Genomic DNA, 21,802 nt, shown 5'->3' on the forward strand with positions numbered 1-21,802 from the left:
TATAACCCAGGTAGGAGGGGAAATGATGAACAAAGGACAGGTTCTACAAGTAATGGGACCGGTTGTTGACGTTAAATTCGCTAATGGCCAGCTCCCTGAAATCTATAACGCACTTAAAGTTACTTATGTAGCTCAAAACGAATCAGAAGTTAATATCGACTTGACATTGGAAGTTGCTCTTCACCTAGGTGATGATACTGTCCGTACAATCGCAATGGCTTCGACTGACGGAGTCCAACGTGGAATGGATGTACTTGACACTGCAGCACCAATTTCCGTTCCTGTCGGAGATGTTACATTAGGACGTGTGTTTAACGTATTAGGTGAAAATATTGACCTTGATGAAAAGCTTCCTAATGACGTGCGACGTGATTCTATTCACCGTGAAGCACCTAAATTTGAACAGCTTTCCACAGAGGTTGAGATTTTAGAAACAGGTATTAAAGTTGTTGACTTGCTTGCTCCTTATATCAAAGGTGGTAAGATTGGTCTCTTCGGTGGTGCCGGTGTTGGTAAAACGGTATTAATTCAGGAATTGATCAATAACATCGCTCAAGAACACGGTGGTATTTCCGTATTCGCTGGTGTTGGAGAGCGTACACGTGAAGGAAACGACCTTTACTACGAAATGAAAGATTCCGGAGTTATCAATAAAACAGCGATGGTATTCGGACAAATGAACGAACCACCAGGTGCACGTATGCGTGTTGCTTTGACTGGTCTAACAATGGCTGAGTACTTCCGTGATGAACAAGGACAGGACGTTCTTTTCTTCATCGACAACATTTTCCGCTTTACACAAGCAGGTTCTGAGGTTTCTGCCCTTCTTGGACGTATGCCTTCAGCGGTTGGTTACCAACCAACACTTGCTACGGAAATGGGTCAGCTTCAAGAACGTATTACATCAACAAACGTTGGTTCTGTTACATCTATCCAAGCGATTTACGTTCCTGCGGATGACTATACGGACCCTGCGCCAGCGACAACGTTCGCTCACCTTGACGCAACGACAAACCTTGAGCGTAAGCTTTCAGAAATGGGTATTTACCCTGCGGTGGACCCACTTGCTTCTACATCAAGAGCACTTTCTCCAGAAATCGTAGGAGAAGAGCATTATGAAATTGCACGTTCCGTACAGCAAACATTGCAACGTTATCGTGAATTGCAAGATATCATTGCGATCCTTGGTATGGATGAGCTTTCCGATGAAGATAAATTGGTCGTATCACGTGCTCGACGTGTCCAATTCTTCCTATCGCAAAACTTCCACGTTGCTGAACAATTTACTGGTCAACCAGGATCTTATGTTCCAGTTGCTGAGACTGTTAAAGGATTCAAAGAAATTCTTGAAGGAAAATACGATCATCTTCCAGAAGATGCTTTCCGTCTTGTAGGTCCTATTGAAGATGTTGTTAAAAAAGCTCAAGACATGGGCGTAGAAGTATAATTAGAGACCAGGAGGGTATGAAATGAAGACATTGCAAGTAAGTATTGTCACTCCCGACGGTCCCGTCTATGACTCCGAGGTTGAAATGGTAAGTACAAAAGCTGAATCGGGAGAACTCGGTATCCTTCCAGGGCATATCCCATTGGTTGCACCACTGCAAATTGGGGCTGTCCGTTTAAATAACGGAACAGAAACAGAATATGTTGCAGTTAGTGGAGGATTTTTAGAAGTACGTCCTGAAAAAGTAACCATACTTGCCCAAACCGCTGAAAGAGCTGAAAATATTGATATTGCTCGTGCGGAGGAAGCAAAAAAACGTGCTGAAAGTCGTCTTCAAGGAAATCAAGATGATACTGATTTCAGACGCGCTGAACTGGCACTAAAAAGAGCCATGAACCGTATAGATGTTTATAAACATCACTAAGATTTAAAATAACTGAACACCTTCTGATTATATAGTCAGAAGGTGTTCATATGTGTGATATAGCCATGGGAGAGAGGTGATTAAAGTTGCTAGAAAATCTAGGTCAGCAGGCCTTAATCAATATAATCTCCCATTTATTTTTTATTGGAATTACCTTTTACGCACTCCAAGCTTTAAACTTTGAAAAGCTACTTAGAAAAAATCGGGTATTCCAAGCACGTCTGCTTTATATTTTATTAACCATTATGATTGGTTCGGCCGTAAGTAACTTTTTTTTAGACTATTTATACTGGTCGCGACAACTTCAAATGCTATTTTAATACATAATATAAAGCATTTTATAAAAAGGAATTCCCTCATAGTAAAATTGTAACTTCAAATAGAATCCCAAATGTAGAAGTTTTAATTTAAATAAGACAAATGTAACGAGTATTTAATATAGAATGGGACCTTTTTCCTGTTTCCATTATGTCGACTTTTGTATATGATTTGTAGTGGAACCTTCGAAAATTGTCGATTAAATAAGTCTAGAAACGTCCGTTATTGGCGATATTCTTCAAGTATTACTTTCCCCATAGTGGTAACAATGTAACTAAGGGGGGAAGGAGAATGAAAAACAGTAAATTTTCCATTTTATATCAAATTGCGATAGTAGTTGGTTTCATATTAATATTTATTGGGAATAACACCATAGCAGCGCCACAATCGACTGATCTTGATGAATTGGTGCAAATAATAGGAAAACATCACGGTAACATCATTGAATGGTCTCTATATGCAAGAGAAAGGGTCTATCTTCTTTCCGAGGAAGATTGGTTGGAAAAAAAGGAGAAATTAGCTGATCAGTTTCCAAACATGAAGTGGCAGTTGTCCAACACGAATGGTACATACTCCATTGATGGTTTTGTTGATTATGGAAAGTTTAGCGAAACGATACAAATTTTATCCACCGACAATAATAGACAAACAACTTCGTATCTTGTATACGAAGCAAAAGGCAAAGACTGGTCTCCATTCTCTGCGGAGATAACCAGGAAAACAGTTTTAAAGCTTTTTGAAGGAAATCCTAAATTATTCTCTTGTATAAAAGGCGAATTCAGTGAGGAACTAAATGAATTTGTTGATCTTTCTTTGGATGGATTATTACACTCACTACATGCAAATGAAGTTGAATCCGTTAAAGAACAGGAATTTTACTCCATATCAGCATATTCCTCTCTTTTTGCCCAAACCTTATTTTTTACAAACAAACAAATGAATATGCAAATTGGTCTTAGGAAAAATGAAATGGGTCAAGGAACGACCATTGTGGTCGGCACACCCATCTTAACGATTGAATATTAATATAAAGAATATGGACGCGGAGGGGAATACTCTTGGAAAAAATCATCGTCCGCGGCGGAAAAAGGCTAAGCGGCACTGTAAAAGTTGAAGGAGCAAAAAATGCCGTATTGCCTGTGATCGCTGCATCATTATTAGCGAGTGAAGGAAAAAGCATAATACGAGATGTTCCGATTCTCTCCGATGTATATACAATAGGTGAAGTGCTACGCCATTTGAATGCCGGCGTTGAATTTGTAGATAAAACCATTATTGTGGATGCATCAGAGGATCTTAACGTAGAGGCACCTTTTGAGTACGTAAGAAAGATGAGGGCTTCTGTACTCGTAATGGGTTCTTTACTAGCTAGACAGGGCAGAGCACGTGTTGCTTTACCAGGTGGCTGCGCCATTGGTTCTCGTCCCATCGATCTTCATTTAAAAGGTTTTGAAGCAATGGGAGCAAAAGTAAAAGTAGAGAATGGCTTCGTTGAGGCATCAGCCGATAAATTGAGAGGAGCTAAAATTTATTTAGACTTCCCAAGTGTCGGTGCAACCCAAAATATTATGATGGCGGCGGTCCTCGCTGAAGGATCGACAGTTATTGAAAACTGTGCAAAAGAGCCCGAAATTGTAGACCTAGCCAATTACTTAAATAGTATGGGTGCTTATGTAAGAGGAGCCGGAACAGGTACTATTCGTATTGAGGGAGTAGAGAAAATGTATGGTGCCGACCATACGATTATTCCAGATAGAATTGAAGCAGGTACATTCATGGTAGCAGCCGCTATTACAGGAGGCAACGTACTTATTCAGGGAGCTGTTCCTGAACACCTATCCTCTGTAATTGCAAAGCTTGAAGAAATGGACGTTACTATTATCGAAGAAGAAACTGGAATCCGTGTAATCGGTCCAGACAAATTAAAGGCAGTTGACATTAAGACAATGCCTCACCCTGGCTTTCCAACAGACATGCAATCACAAATGATGGCACTTCTTGTATGTGCTGAAGGAACAAGCATCATCACAGAAACTGTTTTTGAAAATCGCTATATGCATGCAGAGGAATTTCGCAGAATGAACTCTGATATTAAAATTGAAGGCCGCTCTGTCATCATTAACGGACCGAGCCAGCTTCAAGGTGCTGAAGTAGCTGCTACTGACCTTCGTGCTGCAGCTGCCCTCATTATTGCTGGACTCAAAGCAGACGGCTACACCCGCGTAACTGAATTAAAACACCTTGACCGCGGATATTTAGACTTCCACCTCAAACTCCGTTCCCTAGGAGCAGACATCGAACGTGTGAAAGATCTAACCGTGGAAACAGAAATTGTAGAAACAAATTCATAATTATATCGATAAAAAATCCGCCTCGTGTTAGTCATAGTGTTGGCGGATTTTTTGTGTGTTTAAAATTGTCCTGATATTCGAAACATGCTTTCAGTTTTAACGGAAAGTTGGCAAACTTAATGTCATTGCATATTCTTGAGTATGAATTCAACAAAACAAGTCTTTTATGATAACACTCTTTCTTTTTTGTTGGTCCAATTGGAAAAGGAAGACAGCTTTTTTCACCAGGTTTATCACTTTTAATGTTCCAAACCTATTTTTGGCAGTTTGAATGCTCCAAAAACAAGGGAACTTACATTTTACCTTAGTGAGTAATTTAATAAATTCTTTAATAATATTGATATAGTTGACAATCCGTGACCACTATTCGAAAATATGTCCAATGAAGGTTAACATGACCAAGCCAATTGATTTGCAACTTATCATTTAACACAAAACTTCAAATACATCCTTTAGATACTTAGGCAAGGTTCTCTAAAGAAATGTCATAAAAGCTTGTCCAATTCCATATATTTGAACTAAGGTGATGAGGTTCATCGCCTTTAATTTTGTATTGGGGGAATAGGCATGAAACCATTAAAACCAGCATTCATCTTTGCATCTATTTTGCTAGCATTATCATTCACCATTCCAGCTATCCTCGTTCTGCCTTTTACAAATGGAAAGACGATGGGAGAACTGAAGGAACAGAAGGAGGAACAGCCAAAACAAGCCAAAAATGAATCCATTACGGAAGTGGCTGTATTTCGAACAAGTTTAAATAAAATAGAAACACTCCCTCTGGAAGACTACGTAATTGGGGTTGTTGCATCAGAAATGCCGGCAGACTTTGAAAAGGAAGCTCTTAAGGCGCAAGCACTTGCCGCACGAACATATATTGTAACCCATTTAATGAGTACTCCTGATAAGGCTTCTATACCTGAAGGTGCGGATATTAAAGATACAGTAGACCATCAAGTTTATAAAAATAAATCAGAATTGAAAAAACAATGGGGAAAAGATTTTGATTGGAAATATAAAAAAGTAGAAGAAGCTGTCAAAGAAACGGCAGGAGAAGTTCTAACTTTTAATGATAAACCGATTACCGCATCTTTCTTCTCGACGAGCAACGGTTTTACAGAAAATGCAGAGGAATATTGGAAAAATAAAATACCTTATTTAAAAAGTGTTAAAAGTCCTTGGGATGTCAAATCACCGAAGTTTAATAGTCAAAAAGTGTTTACCATTTCTGAATTCGAGCAAAAATTAGGAGTGAGCATAGGAAACGGAAAAGATATTGGTACGGTTACAAGTAGGACCGAGGGGAAAAAAGTGGCGACCGTCAAAATAAATGGGAAAAGTTTTACCGGAAGGGAAATTAGAGAGAAATTAGATCTCAGGTCCACAGATTTCAATTGGATTAGAAAAGGTGACTCAATAATTGTAACGACTAAAGGGTTTGGTCACGGAGTAGGCATGAGTCAATACGGTGCTAATGGTATGGCGAAAGAAGGGAAGAAGTATGATGAAATTGTAACATACTATTATCAAGGTATTTCCATATCAAAGTTCAATAATGATGAAATAAAAATAGCTTCAAAATAGCTTAAAAATGCTGGGTCCGTGTATGGAGGATTCAGCATTTTTACTTTTTCCTCAAAAAACACAGTAAAAATGTATAATATTTTATATTTGTCGAAAAAATAAGTGGATAAATTAAATTTTCGAAGTATATTATTCTCGCTTTCTGTTCAGAATGGTGACAGAGGTGATGAAAATGAGAGAGGAAGAAAAGAATCGATCTTCTCAATGGAAAACATTTTTCAAAAAGCGGTGGGTATTTCCAGCAGTTTATCTAGTATGTGCAGCCTTGCTTATTTCTACGATCGTTTGGTATCAGACAAGCACTAATAATGCTGTCAAAGACCCTAAGGTCACGGATAACGGCAAAGACATTACTGGTAAAACAGATGAACCAGTTATCGAGGTAAACCAACCTTTTGAAAATGTCGGCATGCCAGTTAAGAATGACGATGAAGTAAGAATACTTACAGGCTTTTTCGATGCTAATGCTTCAAAAGAACAACAAGAAAATGCACTTATTGTAGATGGTAATAAATATCGTCCAAGTATGGGTCTCGATATTGCCAGCAATGATGGTAAAGAGTTTGAAGTTGTAGCAGCGCTAAGCGGAAAAGTTGCTTCTGTTCGACAAGATGCATTGCTAGGAAATGTAATTGAAGTGGAACATGATAAAGGAGTTGTCACTATTTATCAGTCTGTTAAAGATATAAAAGTTCAAGCAGGCGATCAAGTGAAACAAGGTGATTTACTCGCCACTTCTAGTACAAGCCAAATTAATATGGCTGCAAAGAATCATGTACACTTTGAAATTAGAAAAGATAATGTAGCTTTAAACCCACAGACTTATTTTGGTCAATCACTTACCGCTTTAACTGAAGTGGATGATTCCGACTCTTCAGGTCACATAAAATCAGAAGAGGGAAAAGACACTGAGGATGCTGAAAAAACAGAAGATACACAATCTATAACTGAATCAGAGCTAGAGTAAGCAAGTGCACTAAGACGGGCCGTAGTATGGTCCGTCTAATTTTATTTATAAAACAAAGCTTTTAGTTTTGTAAAAAAAGATAACAAAATGAAATATAGAAGGAAATAAGTTAGAGATTTAGCAGATTTCCTCTATAATAGTACCAAAAAATTACAGAGTTATAATGAAAAAGCAGGAAGGAAAGTGCAATTTCTTGAAACAATGTAAAGAAACTAGTGTAAAAAATAGGAAAATTGTCTTCTAGTGTTCTTGACGGAATAACAAGATAATAAGAGGAAAATGATTAAGGAGGACGGTATGCAACAAATTAAAAAGCTTGCTTTATTATCTATCGTTTTTCTTCTATTCTTGGGAACTGTAAAGAATGCTTACGCAAATGGAGACTACGAAGTAGGGGCGAGCTCTCTAAATGTCAGGGAGGAGCCAACAAAACATTCCAAGGTTATCGGTACACTTCCTAGAGGCACTGCAGTAGATGTATTGGAAATTCAATATGACTGGGCAAAAATAAAATATAATGGTAAAACTGGTTGGATCGCTTCATATTTTTTATATAAAACTACAAACTCTACCAATAAGATTGAATCACTCGTTTCCGTTGTTGCGAATGGGGTGCATTTGAGAAGTGGCCCTGGAACAAATCATCCAATTATCGGTTATACGAAATCAGGAGACACTTTTTCATTGATTGAGACGAAAGGTGATTGGAAACGAATTCGTTTAAAAAATGGAAAATCTGCATGGATTGCGGGCTGGCTTGTTTCTTCCCAGCAGGAATCTATAAAAATTTCAAATAGTGCCGGTGATCTTCGAGGAAAAACAATTATAATCGATGCCGGTCATGGAGGATATGACCCGGGAGCTATTGGTATCGGCGGTTTGTTGGAAAAAGATATTAATTATCAAACATCTCAAATGGTAAAAAAGAAACTAGTACAAGCTGGAGCAAATGTAATTATGACAAGAGTGGATGATCGGTATGTCGGTTTACAAGAACGCGTCAATATTAGCCAAGGTTTTCCTGCAAGCGTCTTTATAAGTATCCATCATAATGCTCATAAAAATTTGGGAGCAAAAGGAATCAATACATTTTATTATCAACCTACTGATAAAAATTTGGCTTTTGCAATTCAAGAACAGTTAAATAAACAAACACCATTAAATAATAATGGTGTCCAAATAGGAGATTACTATGTATTGAGGAATAATCATCCCCAATCTATTTTGTTAGAATTAGGTTTTTTAACTAATGCGAACGATTTAGGTACTATTCAAAGCTATCAATTTCAGGAACAAGTAGCCAACTCGATTGTCCAAGGGCTGCAAAACTATTTTCACTAACCTGTTTATCACAAAACAGGTTTTTTCTTATTTCTATTAACTATTCAATAACAAACCCCCCTCACTCTTCACTTACTTCCTTAGGAAAATTTCCGACATTACCCGGGAAATATTTTAGCGTATTTCGGCAGATGTTTCTTAGTTGTATGTGGTGTTCTGGACCGTTGTTTATTTGAAACATTCTTATTTTGGTTTCTTTATTTGGGACATAATGCAATATTGTCTTATTTTACGAATATATTCGTCATTAACACAATAAGTATATACAAACTGTACAAAAAAAAGAGAGTGTTTGAGGTGAGCAATCGTTGTATAAAATCCACATTTAGTTATAGATTTGTTTATATCCAGAAAAGAGAGATGGATTTCAAATAAAAATTTCACTAAACAGTCGCAAGCTTCGAAGGGCTGCAAATATTAACTAGCCAGCGTGAGCAGATGAAGTATTTTTTTGTAAATGACGAGTCTCATTTCACACTCCTCACATCCATTTCGAGGAGGGCGAGAGGTGTGCACGATTACATCAAAGAGAGAACGATCAAGATTGGAAGGTATATCGTGGAGACAAGAAAAACAGTTCGCGTAATTGCGAAGGAGTTTGGAGTATCCAAAAGTACTGTCCATAAAGATTTAACAGAGCGTTTACCAGAAATCAATCCGGACTTAGCAAATGAAGTGAAATTGATTTTGGATTATCATAAATCTATCCGACATTTACGCGGTGGGGAAGCAACAAAACAAAAATACAAAAAAGAAGAACTAAAAAGTGGATCATAAAAAATGAGGGAGCGCTATGCTTCCTTTTATTTTTTACAATTTCATGTCGAAAAAACAATTATTTTTTAAACTTAGTGCCTATTTACAATTTGATTATGGTAAAATAAACAATTAGGGAAATAAAATGAAAATGCCTATTTTTGCTGTTTTTTCAATGTGAATTTCACCAAACTGAAAAAGAGCATACATAAAAAAAAGATAGATAAAAATGTCGAAAGAAGGGATTATTGTATGTTTGCAAAGGATATTGGGATCGACTTGGGGACTGCGAATGTCTTAATTCATGTTAAAGGACAAGGAATTGTTTTAAACGAGCCTTCCGTCGTAGCAATTGACCGCAATACAAACAAGGTACTTGCAGTTGGAGAAGAAGCGAGAAGAATGGTCGGAAGAACACCTGGAAACATAATGGCAATTCGTCCATTAAAAGATGGGGTCATAGCAGATTTTGATGTAACAGAAGCAATGCTTAAGCATTTTATTAATAAACTAAATGTTAAAGGCTTTTTATCTAAACCCCGTATTTTAATCTGCTGCCCAACAAACATTACAAGCGTTGAGCAAAAAGCAATCCGAGAAGCAGCGGAAAAAAGCGGTGGAAAGAAAATTTACTTAGAGGAAGAGCCAAAAGTTGCTGCTATTGGTGCGGGAATGGATATTTTCCAACCGAGTGGAAACATGGTCGTTGATATTGGCGGTGGCACAACTGATGTCGCTGTTTTATCGATGGGGGATATCGTTACTTCCGCTTCCATTAAAATGGCCGGCGATAATTTTGACAATGAAATTTTGAACTATGTTAAAAAAGAGTACAAGCTCCTTATCGGGGAAAGAACATCCGAAAGCATTAAAATTAACATCGGAACTGTATTCCCAGGAGGACGTTACGAGGAAATGGAAATTCGCGGACGTGACATGGTGACTGGTCTTCCAAGAACAATTACTGTGAATTCTAAAGAGATTGAAGAAGCGTTGCGTGAATCCGTAGATGTCATTGTTCAAGCAGCAAAAAATGTTCTTGAAAAAACTCCGCCTGAATTATCAGCGGATATCATAGATCGTGGTGTTATTTTAACAGGTGGTGGAGCCCTTCTTCACGGTATTGACCAACTTCTTGCAGAAGAATTAAAAGTACCGGTTCTTATCGCGGAAAATCCAATGGATGCTGTCGCAACTGGAACAGGTATTATGCTAGAAAATATAGACAGAATCCTACGTCGTAGTTTTGTTTGATCTTGCTAGTGAGTAATAATTAATCTTGGCGATTTTTTAATGTGCCACATAATGATTTTTTCTGCAAGTAGGAAGCTGAGAGTTTCAATGTGACGCTTCATGAGAGTTTTGGTATGTCGAGGTAACGATGGGCGGTTCAATGTTACCTAGGGTAGGGACTTTTGCAGATAAGGGTTACGATGGGCGGTTCAATGTTACCTAGAGTAGGTATTTTTGCAGATAAGGTCACGTTGAACCGTTCAATGTTACCTAGAGTAGGTACTTTTGCAGATAAGGGTCACGATGGGGCGATCAATGTTACCTGGAGTAGGTGCTTTTGCAGATAAAGGTCACATTGAGCCGTTCAATGTTACCTAGAGTAGGTACTTTTGCAGATAAGGGTCACGATGAGGCGATCAATGTTACCAAGAGTAGGTACTTTTTCAGATAAGGGTCATGATGAGAAGTCTAATGTGCCCGGTGATAAGCAATTATATCTTCAAAGGTAAGGATGAACCGCTCAATGCCCCTGAATAAGGCCTTTGCTCATTAAGGTCACTATGAGCAGTTCAACGTGACCATGCCCTAACATTTTTCATTATTTAAGATTACGATGAATTTTTTTATATTAACCTTCAACAGCATCATATATATTTTGGTGCATGTTGCGCCTTTTCATTTATAAAACAATTGTCTCCGCAGAATATTTCACTGAGGTGATTTGATGTTACGTGGATTTTATACAGTCGCATCGGGAATGTTTGCACAGCAGAGGAAAACAGATTTGCTGACGAATAATATGGCCAATATTAATACACCAGGCTTTAAGGAAGACACAGCTGCCATCCGTGCGTTTCCTGAAATGTTGTTACAAAGAATTGATTCTAGTAATTCAAGATCCAAAACTGTTGGACCAATTAATACTGGCGTCTATATGCAAGAAACTCTACCACGATTTATTCAAGGGGATCTTCGCCAAACAGATTTAGGAACGGACTTGGCTCTTACTGATTTAGAGGATACATCGGTCTTTTTTACAGTAGAAGTAAATGGCCAAACAAAATATACAAGAAATGGTCGTTTTACATTAGATGCTGAAGGCTTGCTTACTACAGCTGAAGGCTTTCCAGTATTGGATGTGAACGGCAATCGAATTCGGTTAAATAGCGATCAATTTAAGGTTACAAGCAATGGGACAATTGAAGAAGATGGTGTACAAGTTGCTCGTCTTGGGATTGGAGCTGCTGAGAATCCAGAAACTCTCATTAAAGAAGGAAACGGTCTTTACCGAACTGAAAATAATGGGACACTTCCCAATGCTGATGGCATCTTTTCTGTTTCACAAGGTTTTATAGAAGCCTCTAATGTTGATCCTACACGGGCGATGGCTGAAATGCTTACAGCCTACCGAGCTTTTGAGGCCAATCAAAAAATCATACAAGCTTACGACAAAAGTTTAGATAAAGCGGTAAATGAGATCGGAAAAGTGTAGGTTTCTTCAGTATCAGGAAACTTGCGTTACTAGACAAAATGTAATTTTTCAGCCTTTAAAAGGAGACTGAGTGATGAACAGATCGATGACAACAGCAACCAACACGATAAGCCAACTTCAAAAACAATTTGATATCATAAGCAATAATATCGCAAACTCTCAAACAAATGGTTTTAAAAGAAGAGATGTTTCTTTTGCGGATATGATTTTTCAAGAGATTAATAATCAACCTTCTAGGGGAAATGAAATTGGAAGGCTATCACCTTATGGAATTCGTCAAGGAGTAGGTGCCAAACTTTCAAAATCAGCTTTTGTGTTGAGTCAAGGTCCGATTCAAAACACAGGAAGATCTTTAGATTTTGCTTTTACATTCGAAAATCAGTTTTTAAAGGTGCGTGTTCAAGAAGAAAATGGAACGCATATTCGTTTTACTCGCAACGGCGCTTTATATGTTAATCCCACCGTTAATAATCAATTGATGCTCGTTACTCAGGATGGGCATGCTGTTCTTGATGAAAATAATAATCCTATTATATTTTCTGATAAACTGAACGATTTTACGATAACAAAATCAGGGGAATTCCGAGCAAATGGTGCTAAGGTAGCTGATCTGGGAGTCATCGCTTTGAATAAGCCGCAGTACATGGAACAAAAGGGAGATTCACTAATCGGGATGCCTGAAACCACTACAGTTAATCCTGCCATGGTTTATTCCGACTTAACAGGTTTAACAAGAAATTCAATTTCAATGCAGCATCAAGCTCTAGAAGCCTCTAATGTGGACTTAAGCAAAGAGCTTACTGATATGATGAATGTACAGAGAGCCTTACAATTCCAGTCTCGAGCTATTACGGTATCTGACCAAATGATGGGGCTAGTAAATGGAATTCGCTAAAAATAAAACAGTTTTTGAAAAAATATGATATGATAAAGTAACATTATTTTTGATGACGCCGTTGGGAGCAAAGGAGTTTATCATATGGCTAAAGATATCAGCCAAGCAGAAGTACAATCAAGAGAAGACATAAAACAGAAAAAACGAGCAGAAAAAGCCGAGAGAAAAGCTGCGAAAAAGAACGAGATACCAAGATTAATCCGAGTTCGGTTAATTCCAATATGGCTACGTCTTATCCTGGTGATTGCTATGGTTGTAGGCAGTTTGATAGGGGGCTTAATGGTTGGCTACGGAGTCATAGGCGATGGTAATCCAAAAGATGTTTTGAAAAAAGAAACATGGACTCATATCGTAGATCTTGTTGTGGAAAAAAAGTAAGGAATGGCAATACGGGTTCATCAGTAGAGCTGGTGGCCCTTTTTATACATATATTTTGTTGCTTTACTAAAGGTACAAATTCAATACACCAGTTGATCCAAAGCAGAATCAACAATTAAATTAATCTATTACATAAAAGGAGGATTCATTTGCCATGCTTGATGTCCAGCAAATAAAAGAAATTATCCCTCATCGCTACCCTTTTTTACTAGTAGATAAAATTGTGGAAATGGAAGAAGGGAAGAAAGTGGTCGGCATTAAAAATGTCTCAGCGAATGAAGAATTTTTCAACGGACATTTCCCTGATTATCCTGTGATGCCAGGAGTTTTAATTGTCGAGGCTTTAGCCCAAGTTGGTGCTGTTGTCATGCTTAAAAAGGAAGAAAATCGTGGAAAGATTGGCTTCCTTGCAGGACTTGATAACTGCCGCTTCAAACGCCAAGTACGCCCTGGTGACCAACTCCGTCTAGAAGTAGAAATCACCCGTGTAAAAGGCCCGATTGGAAGAGGAAAAGGAATCGCCACAGTTGATGGAGAAGTGGCCTGTGAGGCAGAAATTACATTTGCTTTAAAATAAATCTTTGCTTCGAACTTAGCAAGTTTTAAAAACATAAAAATCCCGTTCCGATTTTGTTTGGAACGGGATTTTTTTGCTTAAACGTAGGAACTTTAGATAGCGAGAAATATGCTTTTTGAGCACATTAGTTAGGTCTTGTGGGACGCTTTTCCTGTCTAAGAATAACGGCGTATTCAGGAGATGGTCTTGCTATCCGTTTCCCCGTTCCGGTTTTCCGCTATTTCAAAACACACGGCCTTGCTCCTCCGTTCCTGTCTCGAACTTCACAATATTACATTTACTTATCCCTTAACTTTTTCTTAACTAATTCATACGTTTCAAAACTAAAGTCTTTATAATGTGTGTCTGGTAAAGGATCAATGTTCTTAACCGCAAGTTCAGCAAGTACTAGAGCTTTATCCAAATTTCCTAACTCCATATAGCAGCGGGCTTTATATGAATCTGCAACATAAAATATAGATAAATCAAATGGATGATGTAAATAGAATGGAACACTGATTTTATCAAGTAAATGGAGAACATTCTCATATTGTTTAAGACCGAATAATGCTTTTGCTTTTTCAAGAAAGAAAAATTGTTCATAAAACTCTGTCAAATTTGAATCCTTTAAATGAGAATCTATTTCCTTTATTGCATCTTCATATTTATGATTCATAACAAGATATTCAATATTTAATAAATCACAAAATATGAGCGAATTTTTATCATCCGCAAACTCTCCGTATTGCTTTAATTTTTTTAAGTAAAAGACTCTTTTTTCATCATTATTAAACATTAAAGCGTGCCCTGCAGCCACTCTGTACAAATCATCAATCCGATAAAAAATCCGATGCTCTTTAGAATAGTCCATAGCACTTTCCATGATTTTAGTAGCTGATTTAAAGTCTCCGACTGCAAAATGCAATATAGCTTCATGGAAGTCTAAATCAACATGAGTCATCGGATCGATATAAGCATATTTTGATTCAATTTCCGCACGTTCGTGAAGAAGGATTTCTAAAGAATTACTATAATTATGCTCAGTAAATCTTACCATCGATCGAAATAGTGCTATTTCTGCACGTCTAGGACATAAGTTCATCTGATCGTATAACTGTGCTGCTTTATCTGAAGTTTCCCGCCATCCATCCTTACCTTCATGATAAAGACAACGACTCATAATTTCTAACAGCCGAGCGGACTCATAGCCTTGATTTAGCTTATCAAGTAGAGGTTCTATAATAGAAATAATCTTCTTATATTCATTTGTTTTTTGATCAAATTCAACATTAAATAAAGTTTCTACTTCCTCTAATACTTCACCAAAATGATACGGAGGGATAGCTCCAAGTAAAACTGTTACGTCAACTTCGAGTTGTTCAGCTATATGTGTCAAACTTTCGATCGATGGTCTTGCCTTATTATTTTCAATCAGGCTCAGCATTCCTTTTGTAATAACATTTCCAGCTAAACCTTCTAACGTCATTTTTTTCTGCTTTCGCAATTCCCTAATTCGTTCACCTAACGTATCGATTTTACAACACCTCTTACAACGATTTAGTTTAATTATATTAAACTTTTTCTTGCAATGGAAGTAAAAGCATGCTATATTTTGTTTAATCACATTAAACTTCTTTGAACGGAGTGTTTTTATGGAAGAGGCGTTAAAGCTTAAAAGAGCGACGTATCACTTATGGACATTTACAACAAGCAAGCTTATTTCAACATTTGGATCTAATGTCTATGCCTTTGCGATTAGCTTTTATATTTTACAAACGACAGGATCAGCGACGAGTTTTGCAACAAATTTAATATGTAATATCTTACCTAAGACTCTCGTGGGACCATTTGTTGGATATCTAGCTGATAATTATTCGAGGAAAACCATTGTCATCCTTTCACAAATCGCAACAACTCTGGCCATTTGTGGACTTTTAATTGTCACCTATACAATAGGGCTTTCACTCATAGCTATTTATGTAACAACATGTGTTTTATCATTGACTTCTATAACTTCTGGAATAACATTTAGTTCATCGATAACAGGACTAGTTGATGAGGAAAGAATTCAAAAAGCAATGTCCTTAAACCAAATGTCGATATCATTCGCTGCAATCGGAAGTCCAGCAGTAGGAGGTTTATTATATGGTGCTGTTTCGTTGCCTGTATTTTTAATTATTTTTATAATCGCTTCCATTGTTGCTGTTATTCTTGAATCGACAATGAACTTCAAATTGTTTGCGAAGCGGAAGGAAAAGAAAGAAGGCGAAGCAAAAGAACCAATGTGGCAAAGTATGAAAGCTGGTTTTGCGTATTTGAAAACTCAGCCTGTCATCATGGCAATCATTTGGATTGCTTTAATGGTCAATTTTTGTTTCGGAGCTTTTGAAGTAGGTTACTCATACGTTTTGATTGAAAAACTAAAAATGGCCGCCCCGCATTTCGGAGTAACAGAAGGAGCATTTGCTTTAGGAATGCTGTTGATGTCAATCTATTTTTCAGTTAGGAAAGAAGTAAAATATCCAATTCTCGTTTCTAAAAGAGGAATTCTTGCGATGGGATTTTTCATGGGAGCAACAGGATTTCCGCTCATCGTATCCATGTCATATAGTTTTAACTTTATCTATTACATTTTTCTTATGTTCGGATTTGGTTCAATGATCATTCTCGTGAATACTCCAATTCAAGTAATGATGCAAAAACAGATTGATGATGATTACAAAGGGAGAATTTTTTCCATCCTTGAGACAATGGCGATGGCTCTTATGCCACTTGGAATGGTTTTATATGGATTTCTTTACGATCTTTTTCCGGCTCAATGGATATTACTTGCCTCAACAATTCTCTTAGTAGGAGTTGTAATCGCACTTGCTAGACCTTCAATCATTCGAATGGCACACCCAGAACTATATGATAATAAAGGTGTAAAAGTAAAGACTGTATCACAATAATGTTTTAATAAAAAAAATCAGGATATATAAATGGTACTAGGATAATTTCCCCTAGTACCATCTTTCTTTTTACAGAAAAAAATATTTATGCAGGTTTTTGGAGAATTTGGGAAAGCTAATGTCAGACCATGCGCAGGGTCAGTTTACTAGCAATGTAAAAATCTGAAAGGAGCTTACCAAAATGAAATCAAGAATCGCAAAACTTATTGGAGGATTGGCAATTACGTCCATTCTACTTGTAGGATGTGGAACGAATAATCAAGAGCCGCCGCCTCCGAATACGAATAATGACATGAATAACGGAGTCAATGACAACGGTGTGAACGACAACGGAGTCAACGACAATGGGGTTAATAATGGCGTCAACGACAATAATGATATGAATAACGACAATGGTCTTGATACTAATCCTAACGACAACAACAATGACATGAATAACACGGATAACAAATAAGCAGGGACAATACCCTGCTTTTCTTTTTTTTTAAAATTAAATTTTTGTACATTAGCGTGTGGCAGGTAGAAAGGTCATTCGCTTTTCATCGTTGGAATTAACTAGGCCTTTTTTTCATTCGTGTTCTAAATTCCTCTAAGAGTTGATCTCCGCTGAATCCCTCTTTTATTAGGTCATCTAATAACATTTCAGGGTATTCATTACGCCTTTTACTCAAACGACCTTCAAACAAAACGCTGATATTGTCTCCAAGCTCTTGAATCGTATGGACTTTAACCGTAAATGGTGCAGGATCATTAGCTGCATGGGTAATGACGACCCTAATTTCAAATAACTCTTGATTTTCATGCCTTTTTTGAAACTGCTCCTTATATCTCTTTTCAATAAAAGCTTCTATAATCCAAACTCCATCCTCGTTTTCCTTATTGATGATTAACCCATCCATGAGGGGTATATTAATCGCTTTTTTGTCTGCGTAAATTTGTAGAGCAACAATTTTAAAAGTTTTCAATCCAGCTCGCCCCCATACCGTTCCTTTACCAAAAGTATACCATCTTTTAAAAATAAAATAAAAAATGTCAAAAAGGTGCAAAAATTCAAATTTGCTATTAAAACCATATTAGAAATGTCTTTTTCTATATGAATTATGACAAATTGACTCAAAAAAAGCAGGATAAAAGAACACCACACACATTTTACACTAAAAATAAAGTGCTATAAGATGGGAATACCCTGCAAAAAAAGGAGTTGAGAAAGTTGATAAACCAAGTGACATTAGTAGGCAGACTGACGAAGGATCCTGTTATCCGATATACGGTAGAAGGAACCCCAGTATTAAACGTTACGCTAGCTCTAAACCGTCAGTTTCGTAATGCAAATGGGGACTTTGATGCTGATTTCGTACTGTGTACATTGTGGAACAAAGCAGCAGAAAATACGGCAAAATATTGTTCAAAAGGCTCCGTAATTGGCATCATGGGAAGAATTCAGACAAGGAATTACGACGGACAAGATGGAAAAAAAGTATACGTCACAGAAGTTATTGCCGATTCTGTCAAATTTATGGGAGGGCGTCCAGCTGATGAACGGACGGATAAAAAAGTAATTGAAAAAGAGTTGTTGCCGTTCTAAGCACAGCGGACTTTAAAGGAGGTGAATTTTTGAAGACGAATAAACAGGGAGATTCTATTGAAATACTGATTGGAGACCTCATTTTTAAACTCGGAAAAGCCAACCAACAAATTCATCAGTTATCTCAAAGAGTTGCTCAACTTGAACTCCTTCTCCAAAATCAGCAAAATAATATATTTCCTAATTCCCACCATTCAAGCTTCGTAAAAAAGATAATGGCACAATAGACACCCCCCTCTGTGCCTTTCATTGAACCATCCTCGTTTTACCTTCCTCTTAAATTAGACGGGGCTGCCCGTAAAAACGGAACAGCCCCATTTTTTTATAGGGATTTGATGATTTTTTCAGCTTCCACAATATCGAATTGTAGAGGCATGTCACAATCAAAATACCCTACTGCTTCATGTAGTAATTCAGGAAGTCTATTTCCCGCCTCAAGAAGGAAATCCCAGCGTAAGGTTTCCGGGAGCCACGAAGTTGGAAAGAGGGAAGGGTCGTTAAGAAGGCCATCCACTTCCTTTTCACAAATTCCTCTAAGAAGAAAATCCGTCCTCATTTCGGCTCTTTCTTGATAAAATAAATCATTTTTCTTTTTTAGTAATGTAAGAAAATCAAAAAGTGGTGTTTGTTCATTCATTTGAATCACACCTTTCGTTATTACGCTAGCGTCCAGCTCACAACAAGGAAACTTCTGTTTTTTGAATTAAGCCAGTGCCAATAAACTATGCAACTCTTCGTTGGAAAGCTCAGTCACCCATTGATCGCTTCGAATAATTTCTTCGTTTAACGCTTGCTTCTTCTCGAGCATTAAATCAATTCGCTCCTCTAACGTCCCGGTAGTAATAAATTTATGCACGTGAACGAAACGGTTTTGCCCGATTCGATATGCGCGGTCTGTTGCCTGATTTTCGACAGCCGGATTCCACCAACGATCATAATGAATGACATGATTAGCAGCTGTTAAATTAAGTCCAGTTCCACCTGCTTTTAACGAAAGAAGGAAGAATGGGAAATCACCTTCTTGAAAACGAGTGACATAATGGTCTCGCTGTGCTTTTGGCATGCTTCCATTTAAAAACGGTACCGTAATGCCAAATCGTTTTTCCAAAATGGAGCGTATCATTTCTCCCATTCCGATATACTGTGTGAAAATAATGCATGCTTCCTTTGTTTCCATGATAGAATCAGCAAGTTCAACTAAAGTCCCCAGTTTATTGGATCGCTCAACAATATTTTCAGGCACTGCTTCTTTTAGATAGAGAGCGGGATGGTTACAAAGCTGCTTTAACCTGCTTAACATTTGTAAAATGAGACCTTTTCGCTCAAATGCTGATAACGACTCTATTTTACCAAACGTATCTTGTATGAGATCTTCATAAAGAGCAGCCTGTTCAGCAGTTAACGAACAATACTCCTTTTGTTCGAGTTTATCCGGTAAATTCAATTCTACTTCAGGATCTTTTTTCGTTCTTCTAAGTAAAAATGGTCGGATCAACTTTTGCAGTTCACGAATTTTCGCTTCAGAATTATCCCTTTCTATCGGTAAAATATATTTCTTTTGAAATTGACCGAATGTCCCTAAATAGCCATGATTAATAAAATCAAAAATGGACCATAATTCGGAAAGACGGTTTTCCATTGGCGTACCCGTTAAAGCAATATGATGGGTCCCTTTAAACTTTCGAATCGCTCTCGACTGCTTCGTTTCGGCATTTTTAATATTTTGTGCTTCATCGAGTGCAATCGTGCTCCATTTGATTGATAAAAGTTCCTCTGAATCAAGATGGGAAAGTCCATAGCTCGTAAGTACTATATCAGCATTTTTCGTCATTTCGATAAACGTATCTTCCTTTGCTCTGTTTGGACCATAATGCAAGACTACATTTAAACTCGGAGCAAAACGTTCTAATTCGCGCTGCCAATTTCCCAGAACGGAAGTCGGACAGATAATTAATGCAGGTGTGTCGTTTTCTCCACTTTCTTTTACATGAAGCAAGTAACTGATCAGTTGTATCGTTTTGCCGAGCCCCATATCATCTGCAAGGCAGGCCCCGAATCCATATTGCCTTAGGAAGACTAGCCAGTTTAATCCTAGTTGCTGGTATGGTCGTAGCTCGCCTGAAAGTGAGCCGGGAACGTTGATTATAGGAATTTCTGATACTGTATTTAATTGCCTGAGCATCTTTTTTAATGATTGATTTAGTTCAATCTTGATTTGGGCAAAGGCACGCGGATCAAATTCATCAAGGTTTGTAGGTGCATTATCATCGTCTTCGCTTAAGGTGAAAATATCTTGGACACGTAATCCTTCTTTCTTTGCCTGAGCCATTAACGCTTGGATGTGGGCAATCATTTTAGGATCAAGCTTCACCCATTGCCCCCTTATTTTAACGAGTCTTCTTTGCTCCTGAACAAGGGATTGAAATTCATCTTCGGACAAGTCAGCCCCATTCATTGAAAGACGCCAATCGAAATTTAGCATTGAGTCAAGTCCGACGAAGGAAGGGCGATAATTTGTTCCGGTTTGTTTAATTCTTGCTCTTACCGTCATATTGGCAGCGCGCATTGCCTCCCACCAAGAAGGGAGTAAAATTTCTACGCCAAGTGCGAGTAATTTTTCACTCGCATCAGTAAGGAAATTCCAAGCTAGTGGTTCATCCAGTTCGAGTGTCAGCCCGTTTTCACCTTTGAGCCAAGGAAATAATTTTACCCAGCGATCCTCTTCAGCATAAACAAAATCGAGAAATGGAAACCACTTTTTCGGGAATCGTTTATGTTCAGACAAGGGGATGATTCGATCCGGATTTTTCACATCTCGAAGTACTGTTTCCAAAATCCATGGATCTTGGTCTTCTTCAGGCTCAGACAAACGAATGCCTAGTGTAAAAGGCATGTCATTTTCAGTGATACCAACCCACTCTTGCCATCGTTCTTCATCAAAATAAGCATCTAATTCCTCAGCAGATAACGGACTATTTTTAAGAAGCACAATTTTTTTTGTTAAAGAACTGTCTTCATATCCTTGCTCTAAGTAAATGGATAATGCTTGATGAAAAAAGTTGGTGACGAACTGATCCATCGATTGACCATGAAAAGGTTGCTCCCAAAAGTCATTGGTAAACTCATCCCAAATCATATTTGGAACTTTCCATGTAAAACTGGAATCCTCATCATCAGTGAATTGAGGAAGCCATTTACCAGAATGAATGGCTTCAAGAATGACTGAAGAAACAGCTAACAACGCGTCTCCCTGTTCATCCCAATGCCAAGAAATAAGAGAACTAAATCGCTCATTTCCAAGAAGTGTTGATAGTTCGTAACTATTCAACTCCACTCCAGTAAGATGATCTCGTTCCTTCGCCTCAATGAAAGAACCGAAGAAGCTTTCCTCATGCCAAAGAAAGAGTTGCTGTTTCCAAACAGCTGGATCAATCGGATCAAATTCATTATCTGAAGCGTAAATGAAAAATGAACCTGTATCCAATGGAATGACATGAAGTTGGATTGTTTCAAGATTCATCATG

General features: G+C 37.7%; 22 protein-coding genes. 18 read left to right on the forward strand and 4 right to left on the reverse strand.

Annotation, left to right across the window (positions count from 1 at the left end; genetic code table 11):
* Positions 1–25 precede the first annotated feature (25 nt).
* The 14 genes from atpD to fabZ all read left to right on the forward strand — a co-directional run bounded on the left by atpD (position 26) and on the right by fabZ (position 13,763).
* Positions 26–1,447, forward strand: coding sequence for a F0F1 ATP synthase subunit beta (gene atpD, locus MT489_RS10635; RefSeq protein ID WP_244681530.1), 1,422 nt, complete (start codon positions 26–28; stop codon positions 1,445–1,447).
* A gap of 22 nt (positions 1,448–1,469) precedes the next feature.
* Positions 1,470–1,871 carry a F0F1 ATP synthase subunit epsilon gene (locus MT489_RS10640; RefSeq protein ID WP_244681531.1) on the forward strand — a complete coding sequence of 134 codons (402 nt, stop codon included), beginning with the start codon at positions 1,470–1,472 and terminating at the stop codon, positions 1,869–1,871.
* Between the two features lie 86 nt (positions 1,872–1,957).
* Positions 1,958–2,191 carry a DUF1146 family protein gene (locus tag MT489_RS10645; protein ID WP_244681532.1) on the forward strand — a complete coding sequence of 78 codons (234 nt, stop codon included), beginning with the start codon at positions 1,958–1,960 and terminating at the stop codon, positions 2,189–2,191.
* 289 nt (positions 2,192–2,480) lie between these two features.
* Positions 2,481–3,215: a YwmB family TATA-box binding protein gene (locus tag MT489_RS10650; RefSeq protein ID WP_244681533.1), complete on the forward strand. Its 735-nt coding sequence runs from the start codon at positions 2,481–2,483 to the stop codon at positions 3,213–3,215.
* Positions 3,216–3,247: 32 nt separating this feature from the next.
* On the forward strand, positions 3,248–4,540 hold the full coding sequence (gene murA / locus MT489_RS10655) for a UDP-N-acetylglucosamine 1-carboxyvinyltransferase (RefSeq protein ID WP_244681534.1): 1,293 nt from the start codon (positions 3,248–3,250) through the stop codon (positions 4,538–4,540).
* Between the two features lie 567 nt (positions 4,541–5,107).
* A complete protein-coding gene (gene spoIID / locus MT489_RS10660; protein ID WP_244681535.1) occupies positions 5,108–6,124 on the forward strand; it encodes a stage II sporulation protein D in 1,017 nt (338 codons plus the stop codon).
* Positions 6,125–6,290: 166 nt separating this feature from the next.
* Positions 6,291–7,091: a stage II sporulation protein SpoIIQ gene (gene spoIIQ / locus MT489_RS10665; RefSeq protein WP_244681536.1), complete on the forward strand. Its 801-nt coding sequence runs from the start codon at positions 6,291–6,293 to the stop codon at positions 7,089–7,091.
* 297 nt (positions 7,092–7,388) lie between these two features.
* Positions 7,389–8,432: an N-acetylmuramoyl-L-alanine amidase family protein gene (locus MT489_RS10670; RefSeq protein WP_244681537.1), complete on the forward strand. Its 1,044-nt coding sequence runs from the start codon at positions 7,389–7,391 to the stop codon at positions 8,430–8,432.
* Between the two features lie 510 nt (positions 8,433–8,942).
* Entirely contained in the window at positions 8,943–9,209 is a 267-nt protein-coding gene (spoIIID, locus tag MT489_RS10675) for a sporulation transcriptional regulator SpoIIID (protein WP_244681538.1), read from the forward strand.
* Between the two features lie 231 nt (positions 9,210–9,440).
* Entirely contained in the window at positions 9,441–10,442 is a 1,002-nt protein-coding gene (gene mreB / locus MT489_RS10680; protein ID WP_244681539.1) for a rod shape-determining protein, read from the forward strand.
* Between the two features lie 703 nt (positions 10,443–11,145).
* Positions 11,146–11,913, forward strand: coding sequence for a flagellar hook-basal body protein (locus tag MT489_RS10685; RefSeq protein ID WP_244681540.1), 768 nt, complete (start codon positions 11,146–11,148; stop codon positions 11,911–11,913).
* Positions 11,914–11,986: 73 nt separating this feature from the next.
* The gene (locus tag MT489_RS10690; protein WP_244681541.1) at positions 11,987–12,808 is read left to right on the forward strand and encodes a flagellar hook-basal body protein; all 822 of its coding nucleotides are present in this window, start codon (positions 11,987–11,989) and stop codon (positions 12,806–12,808) included.
* 84 nt (positions 12,809–12,892) lie between these two features.
* Positions 12,893–13,186: a DNA-directed RNA polymerase subunit beta gene (locus MT489_RS10695; protein ID WP_244681542.1), complete on the forward strand. Its 294-nt coding sequence runs from the start codon at positions 12,893–12,895 to the stop codon at positions 13,184–13,186.
* Between the two features lie 154 nt (positions 13,187–13,340).
* A complete protein-coding gene (gene fabZ / locus MT489_RS10700) occupies positions 13,341–13,763 on the forward strand; it encodes a 3-hydroxyacyl-ACP dehydratase FabZ (protein WP_244681543.1) in 423 nt (140 codons plus the stop codon).
* A 277-nt stretch (positions 13,764–14,040) separates the two neighbouring features.
* On the opposite strand, the gene MT489_RS10705 is transcribed toward fabZ, so the two are convergent.
* Entirely contained in the window at positions 14,041–15,312 is a 1,272-nt protein-coding gene (locus tag MT489_RS10705; protein WP_342345943.1) for a helix-turn-helix domain-containing protein, read from the reverse strand.
* Between the two features lie 82 nt (positions 15,313–15,394).
* On the opposite strand from MT489_RS10705, the gene MT489_RS10710 reads away from it, so the two are divergent.
* Positions 15,395–16,693, forward strand: coding sequence for an MFS transporter (locus tag MT489_RS10710; protein WP_244681545.1), 1,299 nt, complete (start codon positions 15,395–15,397; stop codon positions 16,691–16,693).
* Between the two features lie 181 nt (positions 16,694–16,874).
* Positions 16,875–17,147: a hypothetical protein gene (locus MT489_RS10715; protein WP_244681546.1), complete on the forward strand. Its 273-nt coding sequence runs from the start codon at positions 16,875–16,877 to the stop codon at positions 17,145–17,147.
* Positions 17,148–17,244: 97 nt separating this feature from the next.
* Here the strand turns inward: MT489_RS10715 and MT489_RS10720 are convergent, their stop codons facing one another.
* The gene (locus tag MT489_RS10720; RefSeq protein WP_244681547.1) at positions 17,245–17,658 is read right to left on the reverse strand and encodes a YwpF-like family protein; all 414 of its coding nucleotides are present in this window, start codon (positions 17,656–17,658) and stop codon (positions 17,245–17,247) included.
* A gap of 245 nt (positions 17,659–17,903) precedes the next feature.
* On the opposite strand from MT489_RS10720, the gene MT489_RS10725 reads away from it, so the two are divergent.
* Complete coding sequence (locus tag MT489_RS10725; RefSeq protein ID WP_244681548.1) at positions 17,904–18,278, forward strand: single-stranded DNA-binding protein; 375 nt, start codon at positions 17,904–17,906, stop codon at positions 18,276–18,278.
* Positions 18,279–18,307: 29 nt separating this feature from the next.
* Positions 18,308–18,505, forward strand: a complete 198-nt coding sequence (locus MT489_RS10730) for a hypothetical protein (RefSeq protein WP_244681549.1) — start codon at positions 18,308–18,310, stop codon at positions 18,503–18,505.
* A gap of 95 nt (positions 18,506–18,600) precedes the next feature.
* Here MT489_RS10730 and MT489_RS10735 read toward each other — a convergent pair whose 3' ends face one another.
* Both MT489_RS10735 and MT489_RS10740 read right to left on the reverse strand, forming a co-directional pair.
* Positions 18,601–18,915, reverse strand: coding sequence for a hypothetical protein (locus MT489_RS10735; RefSeq protein WP_244681550.1), 315 nt, complete (start codon positions 18,913–18,915; stop codon positions 18,601–18,603).
* 66 nt (positions 18,916–18,981) lie between these two features.
* Entirely contained in the window at positions 18,982–21,801 is a 2,820-nt protein-coding gene (locus tag MT489_RS10740) for a DEAD/DEAH box helicase (protein ID WP_370876379.1), read from the reverse strand.
* Position 21,802: the final 1 nt, after the last annotated feature.

It is taken from the genome of Lederbergia wuyishanensis, from assembly GCF_022900255.1.
GTDB lineage: Bacteria > Bacillota > Bacilli > Bacillales > Bacillaceae_C > Lederbergia > Lederbergia wuyishanensis.